The sequence below is a fragment of the Citrobacter sp. CK199 genome (assembly GCF_030333285.1).
GTDB classification, from domain to species: domain Bacteria; phylum Pseudomonadota; class Gammaproteobacteria; order Enterobacterales; family Enterobacteriaceae; genus Citrobacter_B; species Citrobacter_B koseri.
On sequence record NZ_JAOWGF010000028.1, the window covers coordinates 372,312 to 389,039 of the forward strand.

Annotated in this window: 12 protein-coding genes; 6 read left to right on the forward strand and 6 right to left on the reverse strand. The window is 57.2% G+C overall.

Annotated features, from left to right (window positions below):
* Nucleotides 1-151: 151 nt before the first annotated feature.
* Both entD and OGX75_RS16735 read right to left on the reverse strand, forming a co-directional pair.
* The gene (gene entD / locus OGX75_RS16730) at nucleotides 152-805 is read right to left on the reverse strand and encodes an enterobactin synthase subunit EntD (RefSeq protein WP_199971351.1); all 654 of its coding nucleotides are present in this window, start codon (nucleotides 803-805) and stop codon (nucleotides 152-154) included.
* Nucleotides 806-853: 48 nt separating this feature from the next.
* Nucleotides 854-3,097, reverse strand: coding sequence for a TonB-dependent siderophore receptor (locus OGX75_RS16735; protein ID WP_012133407.1), 2,244 nt, complete (start codon nucleotides 3,095-3,097; stop codon nucleotides 854-856).
* Between the two features lie 305 nt (nucleotides 3,098-3,402).
* Here OGX75_RS16735 and fes point away from each other — a divergent pair, with 305 nt between their 5' ends.
* The 4 genes from fes (at nucleotide 3,403) to wzz(fepE) (ending at nucleotide 10,135) form a co-directional block, all read left to right on the forward strand.
* A complete protein-coding gene (gene fes / locus OGX75_RS16740; protein ID WP_286451439.1) occupies nucleotides 3,403-4,617 on the forward strand; it encodes an enterochelin esterase in 1,215 nt (404 codons plus the stop codon).
* Between the two features lie 29 nt (nucleotides 4,618-4,646).
* Nucleotides 4,647-4,865, forward strand: a complete 219-nt coding sequence (locus OGX75_RS16745; RefSeq protein WP_058668745.1) for an MbtH family protein — start codon at nucleotides 4,647-4,649, stop codon at nucleotides 4,863-4,865.
* On the forward strand, nucleotides 4,862-8,746 hold the full coding sequence (entF, locus tag OGX75_RS16750) for an enterobactin non-ribosomal peptide synthetase EntF (RefSeq protein WP_286451438.1): 3,885 nt from the start codon (nucleotides 4,862-4,864) through the stop codon (nucleotides 8,744-8,746). The genes OGX75_RS16745 and entF overlap by 4 nt, the downstream gene beginning before the upstream one ends.
* 252 nt (nucleotides 8,747-8,998) lie before the next feature.
* Complete coding sequence (gene wzz(fepE), locus OGX75_RS16755) at nucleotides 8,999-10,135, forward strand: LPS O-antigen length regulator Wzz(fepE) (RefSeq protein WP_047458238.1); 1,137 nt, start codon at nucleotides 8,999-9,001, stop codon at nucleotides 10,133-10,135.
* A 72-nt stretch (nucleotides 10,136-10,207) separates the two neighbouring features.
* On the opposite strand, the gene fepC is transcribed toward wzz(fepE), so the two are convergent.
* Genes fepC through fepD form a run of 3 tightly spaced genes read right to left on the reverse strand, consistent with a single transcriptional unit; the run spans nucleotide 10,208 to nucleotide 12,998 of the window.
* A complete protein-coding gene (gene fepC, locus OGX75_RS16760; protein WP_047458235.1) occupies nucleotides 10,208-11,005 on the reverse strand; it encodes an iron-enterobactin ABC transporter ATP-binding protein in 798 nt (265 codons plus the stop codon).
* Entirely contained in the window at nucleotides 11,002-11,994 is a 993-nt protein-coding gene (gene fepG / locus OGX75_RS16765) for an iron-enterobactin ABC transporter permease (protein ID WP_012133400.1), read from the reverse strand. Before fepG ends, fepC begins: the two co-directional genes overlap by 4 nt.
* Complete coding sequence (fepD, locus tag OGX75_RS16770; RefSeq protein WP_012133399.1) at nucleotides 11,991-12,998, reverse strand: Fe(3+)-siderophore ABC transporter permease; 1,008 nt, start codon at nucleotides 12,996-12,998, stop codon at nucleotides 11,991-11,993. The genes fepG and fepD overlap by 4 nt, the downstream gene beginning before the upstream one ends.
* A gap of 111 nt (nucleotides 12,999-13,109) precedes the next feature.
* On the opposite strand from fepD, the gene entS reads away from it, so the two are divergent.
* Complete coding sequence (entS, locus tag OGX75_RS16775) at nucleotides 13,110-14,360, forward strand: enterobactin transporter EntS (protein WP_104868940.1); 1,251 nt, start codon at nucleotides 13,110-13,112, stop codon at nucleotides 14,358-14,360.
* A 43-nt stretch (nucleotides 14,361-14,403) separates the two neighbouring features.
* On the opposite strand, the gene fepB is transcribed toward entS, so the two are convergent.
* Complete coding sequence (fepB, locus tag OGX75_RS16780) at nucleotides 14,404-15,360, reverse strand: Fe2+-enterobactin ABC transporter substrate-binding protein (protein WP_286451437.1); 957 nt, start codon at nucleotides 15,358-15,360, stop codon at nucleotides 14,404-14,406.
* A 187-nt stretch (nucleotides 15,361-15,547) separates the two neighbouring features.
* Between fepB and entC the strand changes: the two genes are divergently transcribed.
* Complete coding sequence (gene entC, locus OGX75_RS16785; protein ID WP_012133396.1) at nucleotides 15,548-16,723, forward strand: isochorismate synthase EntC; 1,176 nt, start codon at nucleotides 15,548-15,550, stop codon at nucleotides 16,721-16,723.
* Nucleotides 16,724-16,728 lie beyond the last annotated feature (5 nt).

Sequence of the window (16,728 nt, forward strand, 5' to 3'; positions counted from 1 at the left end):
GAAAATAGTTCCGTCAACCTTGAGACTAACAACCCGAACACGACAATTCGGCTTGTTAGTCTCTTCTTCGCATGGAGGCGATATATGCTGACGAAGTACGCTTTTATGGCAATGCTTGTGCTCCGCAGTCAGCAATGGCTGCGGGCAAATTCTACAGGGCGGACGCGCAGAGCGTAATGACCTGACCGTCGTACTCACGCCACGAAATATCCACTGTGCAATCAGCAAGCTGCGGCGAAAACGCCGACGTCATTTGCATGGTTAGATGTGTTTTCGTCACTGAAACGATCCTGGCGCTGGCAAAACCCGGTAACGTTGCCGCGCGATCGGAGAACGCTTTATAGACGCTCTCTTTGGCGGAAAACGCCAGGGTTAACGCGAGCGGAAAAGGGAGGGAACTGCGCTGTAAAACGCGTTGTTCATCGTTATCGACGATACTGCTGGTGAGTTCTGCTGCCGTTTGAGGCGTGAAGATTGCTTCGATATCAACCCCTACCGGAGTGAGGGAGACGACTGCCAGCGCCGTGGCGGCGCTGTGGCTGATACTACCGAACAGGCCTTCTGGCCACAAGGGCTGCCGTTTATCGCCGATAGCGGGTACGGTTTTGTGTCCATATTCAGTCAGAGCATGAAACGCGGCGAGACGTCCCGCTAAATGTTCAGCCTGACGTTTTCGCCCGGCGGGAAGCAGCTGCGCATGGTGCGGCAACCAGAGCAGATCGTGTTCGTGGAAGCTATCGATATCGAACCCGATAAGATGAAGTTTGTGGCGGGAAAAAGAGAGGGCGGTATAAGTGGTTTGCATGGTTTCTCATAAAAACCCTCTCCCCGTTCAGGGAGAGGGTGGTCGTTATCAGAAGCGCGTGTTAACGCCCATGTACCATGTACGACCCGGCTCGTTGTAGGTGTAAGCACCTGCACCGTACATATAAGCGCCGGTCGCGTCGTTACCCGTGGTCTGGGCATTCCCCGCACGCCATTGACGCTTGTCGAAGACGTTATCCACGCCGCCGGTCAGGCTGACGTTTTTGGTTACGTCCCAGGTCGCGCTCAGGCCGACAATGCTGTACGGGCTGACTTCATCTTTCTCAGAGCCGGTAGCAGGCTGGCCCTTATAGTTGTATTTCTTCGGCTGCTGCTTGCCGTACCAGGTGAAGGTTGACTGCACTGACACATCCTGATGTACCTGCCAGCTCAGGGTTGAGTTCAGCGTGTACTCCGGGATGATCGACAGACGATCGCCGGTTGTTTTGTTCTTGCTCTGTAGCATGTAGGTAATGTTGTTGGTCCAGTTTATCGCATCGCTGACCGGAATATTCAACGATCCTTCCAGACCTTCTACCACGGCCTTCGGCACGTTTTCCCACTGGTAGATATCGGTTTGCACTTTACCTGAAGAGGTATGGCCGACTGGCGCATAGCCCGCTTCAATCTTATCGCGGTAGTCGTTACGGAACCAGGTCACACCGGCCTGCCAGCCGTCGTGTTTCCACTCAAGACCAATCTCTTTGTTGACGCTGGTTTCCGCTTTCAGGTCATCGTTACCCATCATGTAGCAACCGACGCCATCGGAGCTTGCATAGCAACCCTGGCCTTTGCTGTACAGCAGGTAGTTCGGGTTGGTCTGATAGAGGCTCGGTGCTTTATAGGCACGGGCGATACCCATCTTCAGGGTGAAATCATCGCCCAGCGCCTGCGACAGGTTCAGGGACGGGCTCCAGTTGTTGCCGACGATAGTGTGGTGATCGAAGCGCAGCGCCGGGGTCAGCATGGTGCTGTCAGTTATCTCCATGTTGTTCTCGGCAAACAGGGAGAAGATTTCTGCGGATGAGTACGGACTGCGATCGTCGCTCATGCCTGGAATGGCTCCGCCCTGTTGAGCCTGAGTATTCGAGGCGGAATCCTTCATACGCTGCTGGTTCCACTCAGTACCCAGCGTCAGGTTTTGATTAACGATGAAATCAAGCGGCAGGTTAATTTCACTGTGCAACATCACGTCGGCCAGGTCGGTGTCGGTGAATTCGTCGCTGTTGAACAACCCTTCGAGACCGCCCGCCAGTCCTTCGCCCAGACGCGAGTTGCGGGTGTGCTCATACTGTGCCCAGTTGCTGGTGGTGATACCGTTATCCCAGCCGCCGTTCCAGGTCACTGCGAAGTTCTGGCGATAAATACGGTTAGTCTCTTTACCGTAGTTTTTCTTCACCAGGGCATTGTCGTTATTGGTGTTTTGGGTGTCACCCGCGTAAAGGTTGTTCTGGCGGCTGTAGCCTGCTTCAAACTCCAGCGCCTGCATCGGCGCGAAATCCCAACGTACGACACCATTAATATCTTTGTTTTCAACCCCTTCGCGACCTGCTGGCAGGGTGTTGGCGTAGGCGCCGGTACGCTCAGACTGGTGGCCCTGGTTGATGTCCCAGGCGTCGGCCTGAGTTTTATCCAGGTTGCCGTACATGCGGAAGCTGAATTCGCCGCCCAGCGGGCCGCTCAGGCTAAAGTTGGTGCGCTTGGTGGAACCTTCGTCTTTGTGTTCCGGCGCATTCAGATAGGTGTTCCACGAACCATGCCACTGATCGTCGAATTTCTTGGTGATGATGTTTACCACGCCGCCCGCTGCGCCGTTGCCGTAACGTGCTGCCGCAGGGCCACGAATCACATCAATGCGTTCGATCATCTCTGGCGGCACCCAACCGGTATCGCCACGGGTGTCACGCTCACCGCGCCAGCCCAGACGGATGGAGTTGCGGCTGGTCACCGGTTTGCCGTCGATCAGAATCAGGGTGTTTTCCGGGCCCATGCCGCGAATGTCGATCTGGCGGTTGTTGCCGCGCTGGCCGCTGGTTGAGTTACCGGTCAGGTTCACGCCCGGCATGGTGCGGATGATTTCGGCAACGTCGCGAGCGGGAGGATTTTTACGGATTTCGTCGGCGGTAATGGTCGATACGCCCGGTGCCTGGAGGTTCTGCTGGGCGGCGGTGACCACGATGGTGTCTTCATGAAGCGCTGCGCTATCAGTGGTCTCCTCCGCCATAACAGGCAGAGCGACCCCATAAATTCCCAGATTGACCAGTAAGGCCAGGGAATGAATCTTATTGTTCATTGTGTTTCCTGCTTATCTTTATTTAGCCACATGCGCCAAACTCTCGTGGTGAGGTGTTTAGCCTGATGTCGCCCACATCTGCGAAAGCCATACATTCCAGAAAAAGCACGCAGTGCAGGTTTCAGGTTGTGTTTCTCATTTGAACGTGGCGTCAATGCACGAATGAGAGACCCAGCCTGGGTGGTGAAATAATGTTCGCGCTTCCCACGGCGCGACAATACGCTATTGCAAATGAAAATAGTTATCAATAATATTATCAATATATTTCATCATTAAATAAAAAATTACACAATAAACATGAGGTTATGACGGTGACGGCGTTAACGACAGGAAGTGAGACCTGGTGGCAGTCAAAACACGGTCCCGAATGGGAGCGTGAAACAGACGAAAAATATCGGGTGACTTTCTGGTGGCGCGATCCGCAGGGAACGGAAAACCGCTCTTCAATTCGCCGCGTATGGGTCTACATTACGGGCGTCACCGACCATCACCAGAATGCGGTTCCGCAATCCATGCAGCGTATTGCGGGCACGGATGTCTGGCGATGGAGCACGACATTAAGCGCCGACTGGCGTGGCAGTTACTGTTTCATCCCTTCTGAACGCGATGATATTTTTGCTTCTCTGGCAGTAGACGAAACGCCTGACAGAACCACGCTGCGTGAAGGCTGGCGTCAGTTATTGCCGCAGGCGATTGCCGATCCTCTTAACCCGGTGAGCTGGAAGGGGGGGCGGGGCCATGCGGTTTCCGCGCTGGAAATGCCAGACGCGCCAGTGCAACCCGGCTGGGATAAGCCTGAAAATCCGTCAGCTCCCCCGGTATGTTTGCAATGGCGCAGCGAGCGGCTGGGCAATACGCGTCGCGTGTGGGTGTTCACGACCGGCGACGCCCGGCCTGAACGTCCGCTAGCGATTTTGCTCGACGGGCAGTTTTGGGCGGAAAGCATGCCCGTCTGGCCCGCGCTCACCTCACTGACCCGGCGGCGTCAGCTCCCTCCTGCGGTCTACCTGCTGATTGATGCCATTGATACCCCCCACCGTAGCCGTGAACTGCCCTGCAATGCCGATTTCTGGCTGGCGGTACAACAAGAACTCCTGCCGCTGGTGAAAACCGTTGCGCTATTCAGCGATTGTGCAAAAAGGACGATCGTCGCCGGGCAGAGTTTTGGCGGGCTCTCCTCGCTGTATGCCGGTCTGAACTGGCCTGAGCGCTTTGGCTGCGTACTGAGCCAGTCGGGATCGTTCTGGTGGCCGCAGCGCGGCGCAGATCGGGAAGGCGAGATTATTGAACAGCTGAAGGCGGGCACATTGACCGCCAGAGGATTGCGCATCGTGCTGGAGGCCGGTATCAGAGAGCCGCTTATTTTCCGGGCGAATCAGGCGCTTTACAGCCAACTACACACTACGCAGCAGTCGGTTTTCTGGCGTCAGGTTGACGGCGGACATGATGCGCTTTGCTGGCGTGGCGGATTAATGCAGGGGTTGATGACCCTCTGGCAACCGTTAACCGACACGCTGTAGCTGGCGATTTTCCACGACAGGAGTTGAGTATGGAATTCAGTAATCCCTTCGATAACCCGCAGGGACAATTTTACATTCTGCAAAACCCGCAGCGTCAATTTAGCCTCTGGCCACAGCAGTGTTCTCTCCCTGCTGGCTGGCAGGTGGTGTGCGAACCGCAATCGCAGGCGCTTTGCCAGCAGTGGCTGGATGCACACTGGACCACGCTAACTCCCGCCCATTACGCCGCTGCGCAGGAGGCTCAATGACTACGCGTTTACCGTTAGTGGCCGCCCAGCCAGGGATCTGGATGGCGGAAAAACTCTCTACGCTGCCTTCCGCCTGGAGCGTGGCGCACTATGTGGAATTACACGGCACGCTGAATGCCCCTCTGCTGGCGCAGGCGGTTGTAACCGGTATGGCGCAAGCGGATACCCTCCGTATGCGATTTACTGAAGATAACGGCGAGGTCTGGCAGTGGGTGGACCCGACATTAACGTTTGCACAACCCGAGCTTATCGATCTGCGTGACGAGCCCGATCCGCATGCGGCGGCGCTGGCGCGGATGCAGGCCGATCTGCGACAAAATTTACGCGTTGATGGCGGCAAACCGCTGGCGTTCCACCAGTTGATTCAGGTCGATGATACCCGTTGGTACTGGTATCAGCGTTATCACCATCTACTGGTGGATGGCTTCAGTTTCCCGGCGATAACCCGTCAGATCGCGGCGATTTACCGCGCCTGGCAGTGTAACGCCCAGACGCCCGACTCGCCGTTTACGCCATTTGCTGACGTGGTGGAGGAGTATCAGCGTTACCGTGAGAGCGAGGCTTATCAACGCGATGGCGCCTTCTGGGCGGAGCAGCGTCGCCAGTTGCCGCCTCCCGCTTCGCTGTCGGCTGCGCCGCTTCCCGGGCGGGCGGCCAGCGCCGATATTTTGCGTATGAAACTGGATGTGCCCGACGGTGTTTTCCGTCAGCTGGCGGCACGCATGTCTGATATTCAGCGTGCGGATTTAGCGCTGGCGCTGGTGGCGCTATGGCTGGGTCGCCTGTGCGGTCGGATGGACTATGCCGCCGGATTTATATTCATGCGGCGTATGGGCTCGGCGGCGTTAACGGCGACCGGCCCGGTACTGAACGTCCTGCCGTTAGGGGTAAGCATTAATGCGGCGGAAACGCTGCCGGAACTGGCGACGCGTCTTGCCGGGCAGATGAAAAAAATGCGTCGCCATCAGCGTTATGACGCCGAACAGATCGTTCGCGACAGCGGCCGCGCGGCGGGTGAAGAACCGCTGTTTGGCCCGGTACTGAACGTGAAGGTCTTTGATTATCAACTGGATATTCCCGGTGTACAGGCGCAAACCCATACGCTGGCGACCGGCCCGGTTAACGATCTTGAACTGGCGCTGTTCCCGGATGAAGAGGGCGGCCTGAGCATTGAAATCTTAGCCAACAAACAGCGCTATGATGAGGCGACGTTATCCTGCCATGCGTCACGGCTGACGGCGCTGATACGCCAGTTTGCGGACAATCCGGCGCTGCGCTGCGGCGATGCCGAAATGCTCCTGCCTGCCGAATATGCGCAACTGGCGCAGATTAATGATACGGCGGTAAGCATACCGCTCACGACGCTCAGCGCGCTGGTTGACGAACAGACACGCAAAACGCCGGACGCGCCCGCGCTGGCTGATGCGCGCTATCAGCTCAGTTATCAGGAGATGCGCGAGCAGGTGATCGCTCTGGCGCACCTGCTGCGTGAACGTGGCGTTAAACCGGGCGACAGCGTCGCGGTGGCGTTGCCGCGCTCGGTTTTCCTGACGCTGGCGCTGCACGGCATTGTGGAGGCCGGAGCCGCCTGGCTGCCGTTAGATACGGGGTATCCAGACGATCGTCTGCGAATGATGCTCGAAGACGCGCAGCCGAAATTACTGATCACAACCGCAGAACAACTGCCGCGATTTAACGATATCCCCGGCGTAGAAAGCCTGTGCTACAACGCGCTGCTGCCGACGAGCGGCGCTGAATCGCTGGCGTTGTCGTTGCCGAACCATACGGCATACATCATCTTTACATCCGGTTCGACCGGCAGACCGAAAGGGGTAATGGTCGGGCAAACCGCGATCGTGAATCGCCTGCTGTGGATGCAGGATCACTATCCGTTAACGGCAGAGGATGTGGTCGCACAAAAAACGCCGTGCAGTTTCGATGTTTCGGTGTGGGAGTTCTTCTGGCCGTTTATTGCCGGGGCGAAGCTGGTGATGGCGGAGCCGGACGCGCACCGCGATCCGATTGCCATGCAGCATTTCTTTGCGAAGTATGGTGTGACCACCACCCATTTTGTCCCGTCAATGCTGGCGGCGTTCGTCGCCTCGCTCACCCCTGAATCCGCTCATGAAAGCTGCGCTACGCTACAGCGCGTATTTTGTAGCGGCGAGGCGCTGCCCGCCGGGCTGTGCCGCGAGTGGGAACAGTTGACCGGCGCGCCGCTGCACAATCTGTACGGGCCGACGGAAGCGGCGGTGGATGTCAGCTGGTATCCCGCCTGCGGCAAAGAACTGGCGGATGTCACCGGAAACAGCGTGCCGATTGGCTATCCGGTCTGGAATACCGGCCTGCGCATTCTTGATGCGATGATGCGCCCGGTGCCGCCGGGCACCGCGGGTGATTTATACCTGACCGGCATCCAGCTGGCGCAGGGGTATCTGGGGCGCCCGGATCTGACGGCGAGTCGCTTTATTGCCGATCCGTTTATGCCGGGCGAACGCATGTATCGCACCGGAGACGTGGCGCGCTGGCTGGAAAATGGCGCGGTAGAGTACCTTGGCCGCAGCGACGATCAGCTAAAAATTCGTGGTCAGCGCATTGAACTGGGCGAGATTGATCGGGTTATGCAAACGCTGCCGGACGTCGAGCACGCCGTGGCTCACGCCTGCGTGTTTAACCAGGCGGCCGCGACAGGAGGCGATGCCCGCCAACTGGTAGGCTATCTGGTGTCACAATCCGGCTTACCGCTGGATATTCCGGCGCTTCAGGAACGGTTACGCGAGACATTACCGCCGCATATGGTGCCTGTGGTTCTGCTACAGCTTGCGGAGCTGCCGCTCAGCGCAAACGGGAAACTGGATCGTAAAGCGCTGCCGATGCCGCAACTGACGCAACGTACGCCGGGGCGCGCGCCATTGCCAGGGACGGAAAAAACGGTGGCCGACGCCTTTGCCGGCCTGCTGGGTTGCGAGGTCAATGATGTGGAGGCCGACTTCTTTGCGCTGGGCGGGCATTCGTTACTGGCGATGAAACTCGCCGCGCAGTTGAGCCGCGCGTCCGGGCGTCAGGTGACGCCGGGGCAGGTGATGGTGGCGTCAACCGTTGGTCAGCTTAGCGCGTTGCTGGATTCCGCCGATGACGAGCAGTCTCAGCGTCTGGGCTTTGAAACGCTCCTGCCGCTGCGTGAAAGCAGTGGACCAACGTTATTCTGCTTCCATCCGGCGTCCGGTTTTGCCTGGCAGTTTAGCGTGCTGGCTCGTTATCTCAGCCCACACTGGTCGATTACGGGGATTCAGTCGCCAAGGCCTGATGGACCGATGCAAACGGCTGCGAATCTGGATGAGGTGTGTGAGCGTCATCTGGAAACGCTGCTGGCGCAGCAGCCGCATGGGCCTTACTACTTGCTGGGGTATTCGCTGGGCGGAACGCTGGCCCAGGGCATTGCGGCGCGCTTGCGTGCGCGTGGCGAAACGGTTGCATTCCTCGGGCTGCTGGATACCTGGCCGCCGGAAACGCAAAACTGGCAGGAAAAAGAGGCCAATGGTCTGGACCCTGAAGTGTTAGCGGAGATCGCGCGTGAACGTGAAGCGTTCCTTGCTGCGCAACAGGGAAATGCCTCCGGGGAGTTATTCAGCACCATCGAAGGAAACTACGCCGATGCCGTGCGGCTTCTGACAACCGCGCATAGCGTACCGTTCGATGGACGCGCAACGCTGTTTGTCGCGGAGCGCACCCTGCCGGAAGGAATAAGCCCTGAACGCAGCTGGGCGCCGTGGATGGCTGAACTGGATATCTATCGCCAGGATTGCGCCCACGTCGATATTATTTCACCTGCCGCGTTTGAGAATATCGGGCCGATTATTCGCGCATTGCTCGACCAGTAAGCGAAGCGTTCTGACGCCTTTAAAAATCTAATTCTACTGATGCCCATAATAGCTACCAATTATTATGGGCTTTTTATTTGTCTTCAGCATTGATTTAACATAAGTGAAACATAATCAGACGGTTAGTGAAATTCCGAAAGTTGCATGCTACCTGTGGGAACAGGCAAAGAACGTTTCGGATAATTCTGAGATGCTGTTAGAATATTAGAAAGGATGTTTTTATTCATTGGACTCAATGTCAGGTTACACAACATGTCATCACTCAATGTTAAGCAGGAAAAAGATTCGGAATTTACTGGCTATCCGTTAGCGCCGTCAAACAGTAATGAAATTGATTTGTTAAGCCTTGTTGATGTTTTATGGCGGGCGAAAAATCGCATTATTGCGACTGTTTTTGCGTTTGCGCTGGCAGGTATTCTGCTGTCCTTTATTCTGCCGCAGAAATGGACCAGTCGGGCGATTGTCACCCCGGCAGAGGCCGTACAGTGGCAGGAACTGGAAAAAACGCTGACCACATTGCGTGTGCTGAACCTCGACATTAATTTGCAGCGAGACGCCGTCTTTACGCTTTTCATTAAGAAGTTCAGCTCAACATCGCTGCTGGATGAATATCTTCGCGCCTCCCCGTATGTGATGGATCAATTGAAAGGGGCGGATATTGATGAAATGGAACTGCATCGGGCGATTGTTGCGCTCAGTGAAAAGATGAACGCGGTGGATACCAACGCCGGTAAGAAAAACGAGACGTCGTTATTTACCTCGTGGACATTGAGTTTTACTGCGCCAACGAAAGAAGAGGCGCAGAAGGTGCTGGCTGGCTATATCCAGTATGTGTCGGACATCGTCGTGAAAGAGACGCTGGAGAATATTCGTAACCAGCTGGACACCAGAACGCATTTTGAGAAAGAAAAACTGGCGATGGACCGGGTGAGATTGCGCAACCAGCTTGATGCGAACATTCAGCGACTTAATTATTCCCTGGAGATTGCCAACGCCGCCGGGATTAAGAAGCCGGTCTACAGTAATGGTCAGGCGGTAAAAGACGACCCGGATTTCTCTATTTCTCTGGGCGCCGACGGTATTGCGCAAAAATTGCAAATTGAAAAGTCCGTCACGGACGTTGCGGAAATTAACGCTGAAATACGCAATCGCCAGTATTACGTAGAGCAACTGACCGCGATGAATATCAATGATGTGAAATTTATGCCGTTTAAATATCAGCTATCGCCTTCGCTGCCAGTGAAAAAAGACGGCCCGGGCAAAGCGTTGATCGTTATTCTGGCTGCGTTACTGGGCGGTATGATCGCTTGCGGCGGTGTTCTGCTGCGTCATGCCATGCTGTCCCGTAAACTGGATGATGCGATTCAACTGGAAGAACGGTTAGTCTAAGCGCCATCCGGCAAATCGCCCGGTGGCGCTGTCGCTGACCGGGCCTGTATTGTTAACCCTCCGCCATTGAGATTACTTCGGGCGACCCAGCGGCACAACCAGCGGCGTTCCGGCGATCGGATCGTCGATGATCGTGCAACGTAATCCATAAATTTTCTCAATAAGATCCGCTGTCACAATCTCCTTTGGCGCTCCCTCTGCGACGATCTTGCCTTCACGTAACGCGATTAAATGCGTGGCGTACCGGCAGGCCTGGTTAAGGTCGTGCAGAACCGCAGCGAGGGTGTAACCTTTCTCGCGATTCAGCTCGCTCAACAGCTCCAGCAGATCGATCTGGTGGCTGATGTCCAGCCAGGTCGTCGGTTCATCCAGCAACATGATGGACGTTTCCTGCGCCAGCACCATTGCTATCCATGCTCGCTGCCGCTGCCCGCCGGAAAGCGTGTCCACGCTTTGCGTCGCCAGGTGGGTAATCCCCGTGGCGCGCATCGCACCGGCGACGGCGTCTTCGTCTTCTTTGCGCCAGCGGGTAAACAAAGGCTGATGCGGATAGCGGCCCCGGGCAACTAGCTCCTGTACGGTGATATCGCCCGGCGTGGTGGCGTTTTGCGCCAGCAGGCCGATTCGTCGCGCCACCTCTTTACTGGCGTAGTGCTGAATATGCTCGCCGTCGAGCCAGACGTGGCCATGTACGGGCGACATCAGACGGCTTAGCGTACGCAATAACGTTGATTTGCCGCAGCCATTCGGCCCAATAATGGCAGTGAAGTGACCATCCGGGATAGAAACATTCAGATTCTCCGCGACGGTATACTTGCCATAACCCAGCGTTAACTGGTCGCCACGCAAACGGGCTACTGATTCGGTCATTTTTTGCGGGACTCCTGAATTAACAAGACGATAAGGTAAATACCGCCGAGGCTTACGGTGACAACGCCTACCGGAAGCTGGTAAGGCATAAACAGTTGTTGGGCGCACAGGTCGGCGGCCAGCAGCAGCAGCGCGCCACACAATGCGGACTGGGTTAACCCCCAGCGTGCCGTGCCGCTAAGGCGCCGCGCGATGTGCGGCGCAACCAGCGCAATGAAAGAGATCGGGCCTGCGAGCGCCGTCGCGGCGGCGGTCAGCACCACGGCGACCAGCATCATCATTAACCGGGAACGTTCAACGCTGACGCCAAGCGCGCAGGCGCTGTCATCACCCATTTCCAGCAAGCGCAGACGGCGTACCAGCAATGCGGCACACGCCAGCATCAGAACGATCAGCGGTGCCGAGGGCCACGTTTTGGCCCAGGTCAGTCCGTTGAGCGACCCGGCGTTCCACAATCCGGCGGAGAGGGCCGTTTCTAACGACGCCTGCAACAGCAGCCAGGTGTTGAACGCCACCAGCATGGCGCGCACGCCGATGCCGATAATAATCAGCCGGAAGGTCTCAATGCCGTTGCGCCAGGCAAGCAGCCAGACGATCAGCGAGGTGAGAATCCCGCCAGCCATCGCCGCCATCGCGATCGCCGTCAGGTTCTGGCCAAACAGCACCATTGCCACCAGCACGCCGCTCCAGGCCCCGGTGTTAAAACCCATTACGTCCGGGCTACCCAGCGGGTTGCGCATCAACGACTGAAAAATCGCGCCGCTGACGCCCAACGCGGCGCCAATCAGCAGCGCCATCAGCACGCGAGGCAGACGCCATTCGGTCACCACCAGGGTAATGCTGCGCGGGGCGTCTCCCAGCAACGCATTGATAATTTGCGAGACTTCCAGCGTAACGGCGCCGCTGCGCAGGCTCCACAAGCCGACAGCGATACAGCCGAGCACCAGCAACAGACAGCTTATGATCAGGCGGCGGGAAAGGTGCATCATACGGCACCTCCGCGCTGCTTGCGCCGCACGAGGAAAATAAGCACTGGCGCGCCGAGAAAGGCGCTGACAACCGAAACGCGCAATTCACCGGGAACGATGAGTCGCCCGATAATATCGGCAAACAGCAGCAGGGTCGGGGTCGCCAGCAACGTGACCGGCAGCGACCAGCGGTGATCCGCCCCCACCAGCCAGCGGGCCATGTGCGGCATCATCAGACCGATAAACGCGATAGGGCCAACAACCGCCGTCGCGCTGCCGCATAACACGGTAATCACCAGCAGGCCGATGAGCTGGGTACGCGCCACTTTGCTGCCCAGCGCAGTGGCAGTATCGCTACCGAGACTCAGGCTGTTCAGCGCGCGACTGAGAAACAGCGCGGTAGCACCGGCAATCAGCACCGGCACGACAATAACCTTGAGCGTTTGCAGACTGCGAATGTCCAGCGAGCCGGCCTGCCAGAAACGGAGCTGATCGTACACATCCGGGTTCAGCAACGCGATACCGTTGGAAAGCCCCTCCAGTACTGCGCCGAGCGCGACACCCGCCAGCGTGAGGCGAACCGGGCTTAACTGCCCGGCGCCCTGACTGCCGGTAAAGGCGACAATCAGCGAGGCGACCAGCGCCCCGGCAAACGCCATCAGCAACTGTTCCTGTGGAGAGGAAAAACCAAACAGCGCCGCGCCGAGTACGATAGCGAAACTGGCGCCGGAATTGACGCCGAGAATGCCCGGGTCGGCAAGCGGGTTGCGGGTGAGCGTTTGCATTAACGCCCCGGCGAGCCCCAGTGCGCCGCCAGCCAACAGGCCAGCCAGCGTGCGCGGCAATCGCGCATCCAGCACGATGGTGCAGTCAGCGCTTTGGCAGGTGCCGGTAATTGCTTCAAGTACGACGGACGCAGGCAGTGATTTTGCGCCGATAGCCAGACTTAATGCCGTGGCGAGAATAAGTAATAACAACAAGCCGGGCACGGCGATGGCGCGTGCCACGGAAACAGAGCATGACATATCAACTTCCCTGATAATGATAGTAATTATCGTTATCGATCTTATTCGGTTATGTTAGCATGTGCAGCCATTGAATGGATATTTAAAAAAAGTTCGCATTAAGGCGTTGTAATGAATCGACAATCCTGGCTGCTGAATCTCAGCCTGTTGAAGACGCACCCTGCATTTCGCGCTGTCTTCCTCGCCCGTTTTATCTCTATTGTCTCGCTGGGTCTGCTGGGCGTAGCGGTGCCGGTACAGATCCAGATGATGACCCACTCGACGTGGCAGGTTGGTCTGTCGGTGACGCTGACCGGCAGCGCGATGTTTGTTGGCCTGATGGTCGGCGGCGTGCTGGCGGATCGTTATGAACGTAAAAAGGTGATCCTGCTGGCGCGCGGCACCTGCGGTATTGGCTTTATTGGCCTGTGTCTGAACGCGCTGTTGCCGGAACCTTCGCTGCTGGCAATCTATCTGCTCGGTCTGTGGGATGGCTTTTTTGCCTCGCTGGGGGTCACGGCGCTACTGGCGGCGACGCCTGCGCTGGTAGGGCGAGAAAACCTTATGCAGGCCGGGGCGATTACGATGCTGACGGTACGTCTGGGATCGGTGATTTCACCGATGCTGGGCGGCGTATTGCTGGCTACCGGCGGCGTGGCCTGGAACTACGGTCTGGCGGCGGCAGGAACATTTATCACGCTGCTGCCGTTGCTGAGCCTTCCGGCGCTCCCGCCGCCGCCGCAACCGCGTGAGCATCCGTTGAAATCGCTGTTGGCGGCGTTCCGTTTCTTGCTCTCCAGTCCGCTCATTGGCGGCATAGCGTTGCTTGGCGGACTTTTGACGATGGCAAGCGCGGTGCGTGTGCTTTATCCGGCGCTGGCGATTAACTGGCACATGTCCGCCGCGCAAATTGGTTTACTTTATGCCGCTATCCCGCTGGGGGCGGCTGTTGGCGCGCTAACCAGCGGGCAACTGGCGCACAGCGTTCGCCCTGGACTGTTGATGCTGGTTTCCACCGTAGGGTCGTTCCTGGCGATTGGGTTGTTTGGGCTGATGCCAGTCTGGTTGCTCGGGGTGATCTGTCTGGCGCTGTTTGGCTGGCTCAGCGCGATTAGCTCGTTACTGCAATACACCCTGTTGCAGACGCAAACGCCGGAAGCCATGCTCGGGCGAATCAACGGCCTGTGGACGGCGCAAAACGTGACCGGCGACGCCATCGGCGCAGCGCTGTTGGGCGGGCTGGGCGCCATGATGACGCCGGTTGCGTCAGCGAGCGTGAGCGGGTTTGGGCTGGTGATTGTTGGGTTGTTGTTAATGCTGCTGCTGGGCGAGTTGCGTCGTTTTCGCCAGCCGCCGCCGGTGCCAGATGGCGCACCGCTTTAAAATGCAGGCCGGACAGGGCATTGGCCGCTATCCGGCAAATAAATTAAAACAGCGCGGCGAGACGGTTAAGCAGTAACGTTGCGCTGTAGTAGTCCAGACGGAACGTTTCGGTGCCCAGCGCATAAACGCGCTTGTTTTGTACGGCAGGCAGGTGAGCAAGCAGTGGGTTGGCGTAAATAGCGTCGGCATCTTTGCTGTCACCGGCAAACAGGAACAGCGCTTCGCCGTTCAGACCTGCTGCCAGGTTTTCCCCGCCAAGCTGGATGATGTCATGACGTTTGCCCTGGCTTTTACTGGTTTGCAGTCCGGCAGGGAGGGGCGCCAGCGTAAAGCCTAACTGCTCCATCAGCTTGCCCTGGGCTGAATCCTGCGTCCACAGGTTGGCGCTATGTGCGGCAGCGGTGTAGACCAGCGCGCTGACCGGTTGCGGCGGTAATGTGAGCTGTTGTTTAACGGTCGCCAGTTGTTTATCAAATTCCGCGATGCGCGCAGCGGCCTGTTTTTCCTGGCCGGTGATCTCGCCCAGTTGCGTCAGCAGAGACTGCCAGCTTTTATCGTCGTAATTGATGATAAGCGTGGGGGCAATAGTAGAAAGCTGATCGTACAGCGCCAGCGCAGAGTCGCCGCCGGTTGCGCTAATCAGAATAAGGTCCGGCATTTGTGCGGCAACGGCTTCAGCGCTTGGTTCGCCGATGTACAGGCGCGCCAGCTTGCGCGCTTTCGCAACGTCGCTCCATTGACGCAGAAATCCCCGATCGTCGGCAAAGCGGTTGTTAGGGGTGGTCGCTCCGCTGGCGACAACGGGAGCATCAATCGCCAGCAGCGAGCCCGTCAGGGTCACGCTGGTAGAGACGATACGTTCAGGTTTATGGTCCAGCGCATGCGTGCCGCGGCTGTCGGTGATCTGGCGCGGCCAGTCAGCGGCATGACCTAAAGAAATTCCTGAAATGAAAAGCCCAACCAGTATCAGGGATGTTCTGCAAAGCAGGGGAAGTCTCACGAATCAGCGTCCTGTTATTAATGGAGTTAATGCTTCTCATTTTCATTGTTAGCGTGAAGGGATGCAAGTCTAAGTCGCACATTGTGCTACCCCAAGAGTTGACATGCTGTCTGTTTACTTTTAGGTTAGCGCCCGAAAATATAAATGATAATCATTATTAAAGCCTTTATCATTTTTGGAGGATGATATGGATACGTCACTGGCCGAGGAAGTTCAGCAGAAAATGGCAACGCTCACCCCCGATCGCTTTTTCTTTATGTCGCCGTATCGCAGCTTTACGACGTCAGGATGCTTCGCCCGTTTCGCTGAACCAGCGGTTGACGGGGATTCGTTAGACAGCCCCTTCCAACAAAAATTACAGCAAGCCTTTGCCGACGCCAGAGCGCAGGGTATCGCAAATCCTGTTATGGTCGGCGCTATCCCCTTCGATACCCGCCAGCCATCCTCGCTGTTCATTCCTGAGTCCTGGCAGACTTTCTCCCGACCGGCAAAGCAACAATCCTCGCGTTACTTTACCGGGCATCAGGCACTGAATGTTGTTGATCGTAAAAGTATCCCTGAACAGGAAACGTTTGAAGCGATGGTGGCGCGCGCGGCAGCGCTGACGGCGACGCCTGAAGTCGACAAAGTGGTTCTGTCACGCCTGATTGATATTACGACCGATGCCACCATTGACAGCGGCGCGCTGCTGGAGCGGCTGGTGGCGCAGAATCCGGTGAGTTACAACTTCCATGTGCCTCTGGAGGATGGCGGCGTGCTGCTTGGCGCCAGCCCGGAATTGCTGCTGCGTAAAGAGGGCGATCTCTTTAGTTCGCTGCCGTTGGCCGGGTCGGCGCGTCGCCAGCCTGATGATGTGCTGGATCGTGAAGCGGGCAACCGACTGCTGGCTTCTGAAAAAGACAGACACGAACATGAGCTGGTTACTCAGGCCATGAAGACGGTGCTGCGCGACCGCAGCAGTGAATTACAACTGCCCGCATCTCCACAATTGATCACCACCCCGACGTTATGGCATCTCGGTACGCCGTTCGAAGGTAAGGCGAATGCGGAAGAAAATGCCCTGACGCTGGCGTGTCTGCTGCATCCGACGCCTGCGTTGAGCGGTTTCCCGCATCAGGTGGCGAAAAAATTAATTGCTGAACTGGAGCCGTTCGATCGTGAACTGTTCGGCGGCATCGTCGGCTGGTGTGACGCTGAAGGAAACGGCGAGTGGGTCGTGACGATCCGTTGCGCGAAGCTGCGACAAAACCAGGTTCGCCTGTTCGCGGGCGCCGGGATTGTGCCTGCTTCGTCTCCGGTCGCGGAGTGGCGCGAGACCGGCGTGAAGCTTTCTACTATGTTGAACGTTTTTGGACTGCATTAAGGAGC

Bases quoted from the DNA above. Each gene is read 5' to 3' on its own strand.
- entD (WP_199971351.1), bottom strand. From the start codon at position 805: ATGCAAACCACTTATACCGCCCTCTCTTTTTCCCGCCACAAACTTCAT.
- OGX75_RS16735 (WP_012133407.1), bottom strand. From the start codon at position 3,097: ATGAACAATAAGATTCATTCCCTGGCCTTACTGGTCAATCTGGGAATT.
- fes (WP_286451439.1), top strand. From the start codon at position 3,403: ATGACGGTGACGGCGTTAACGACAGGAAGTGAGACCTGGTGGCAGTCA.
- OGX75_RS16745 (WP_058668745.1), top strand. From the start codon at position 4,647: ATGGAATTCAGTAATCCCTTCGATAACCCGCAGGGACAATTTTACATT.
- entF (WP_286451438.1), top strand. From the start codon at position 4,862: ATGACTACGCGTTTACCGTTAGTGGCCGCCCAGCCAGGGATCTGGATG.
- fepC (WP_047458235.1), bottom strand. From the start codon at position 11,005: ATGACCGAATCAGTAGCCCGTTTGCGTGGCGACCAGTTAACGCTGGGT.
- fepG (WP_012133400.1), bottom strand. From the start codon at position 11,994: ATGATGCACCTTTCCCGCCGCCTGATCATAAGCTGTCTGTTGCTGGTG.
- fepD (WP_012133399.1), bottom strand. From the start codon at position 12,998: ATGTCATGCTCTGTTTCCGTGGCACGCGCCATCGCCGTGCCCGGCTTG.
- entS (WP_104868940.1), top strand. From the start codon at position 13,110: ATGAATCGACAATCCTGGCTGCTGAATCTCAGCCTGTTGAAGACGCAC.
- entC (WP_012133396.1), top strand. From the start codon at position 15,548: ATGGATACGTCACTGGCCGAGGAAGTTCAGCAGAAAATGGCAACGCTC.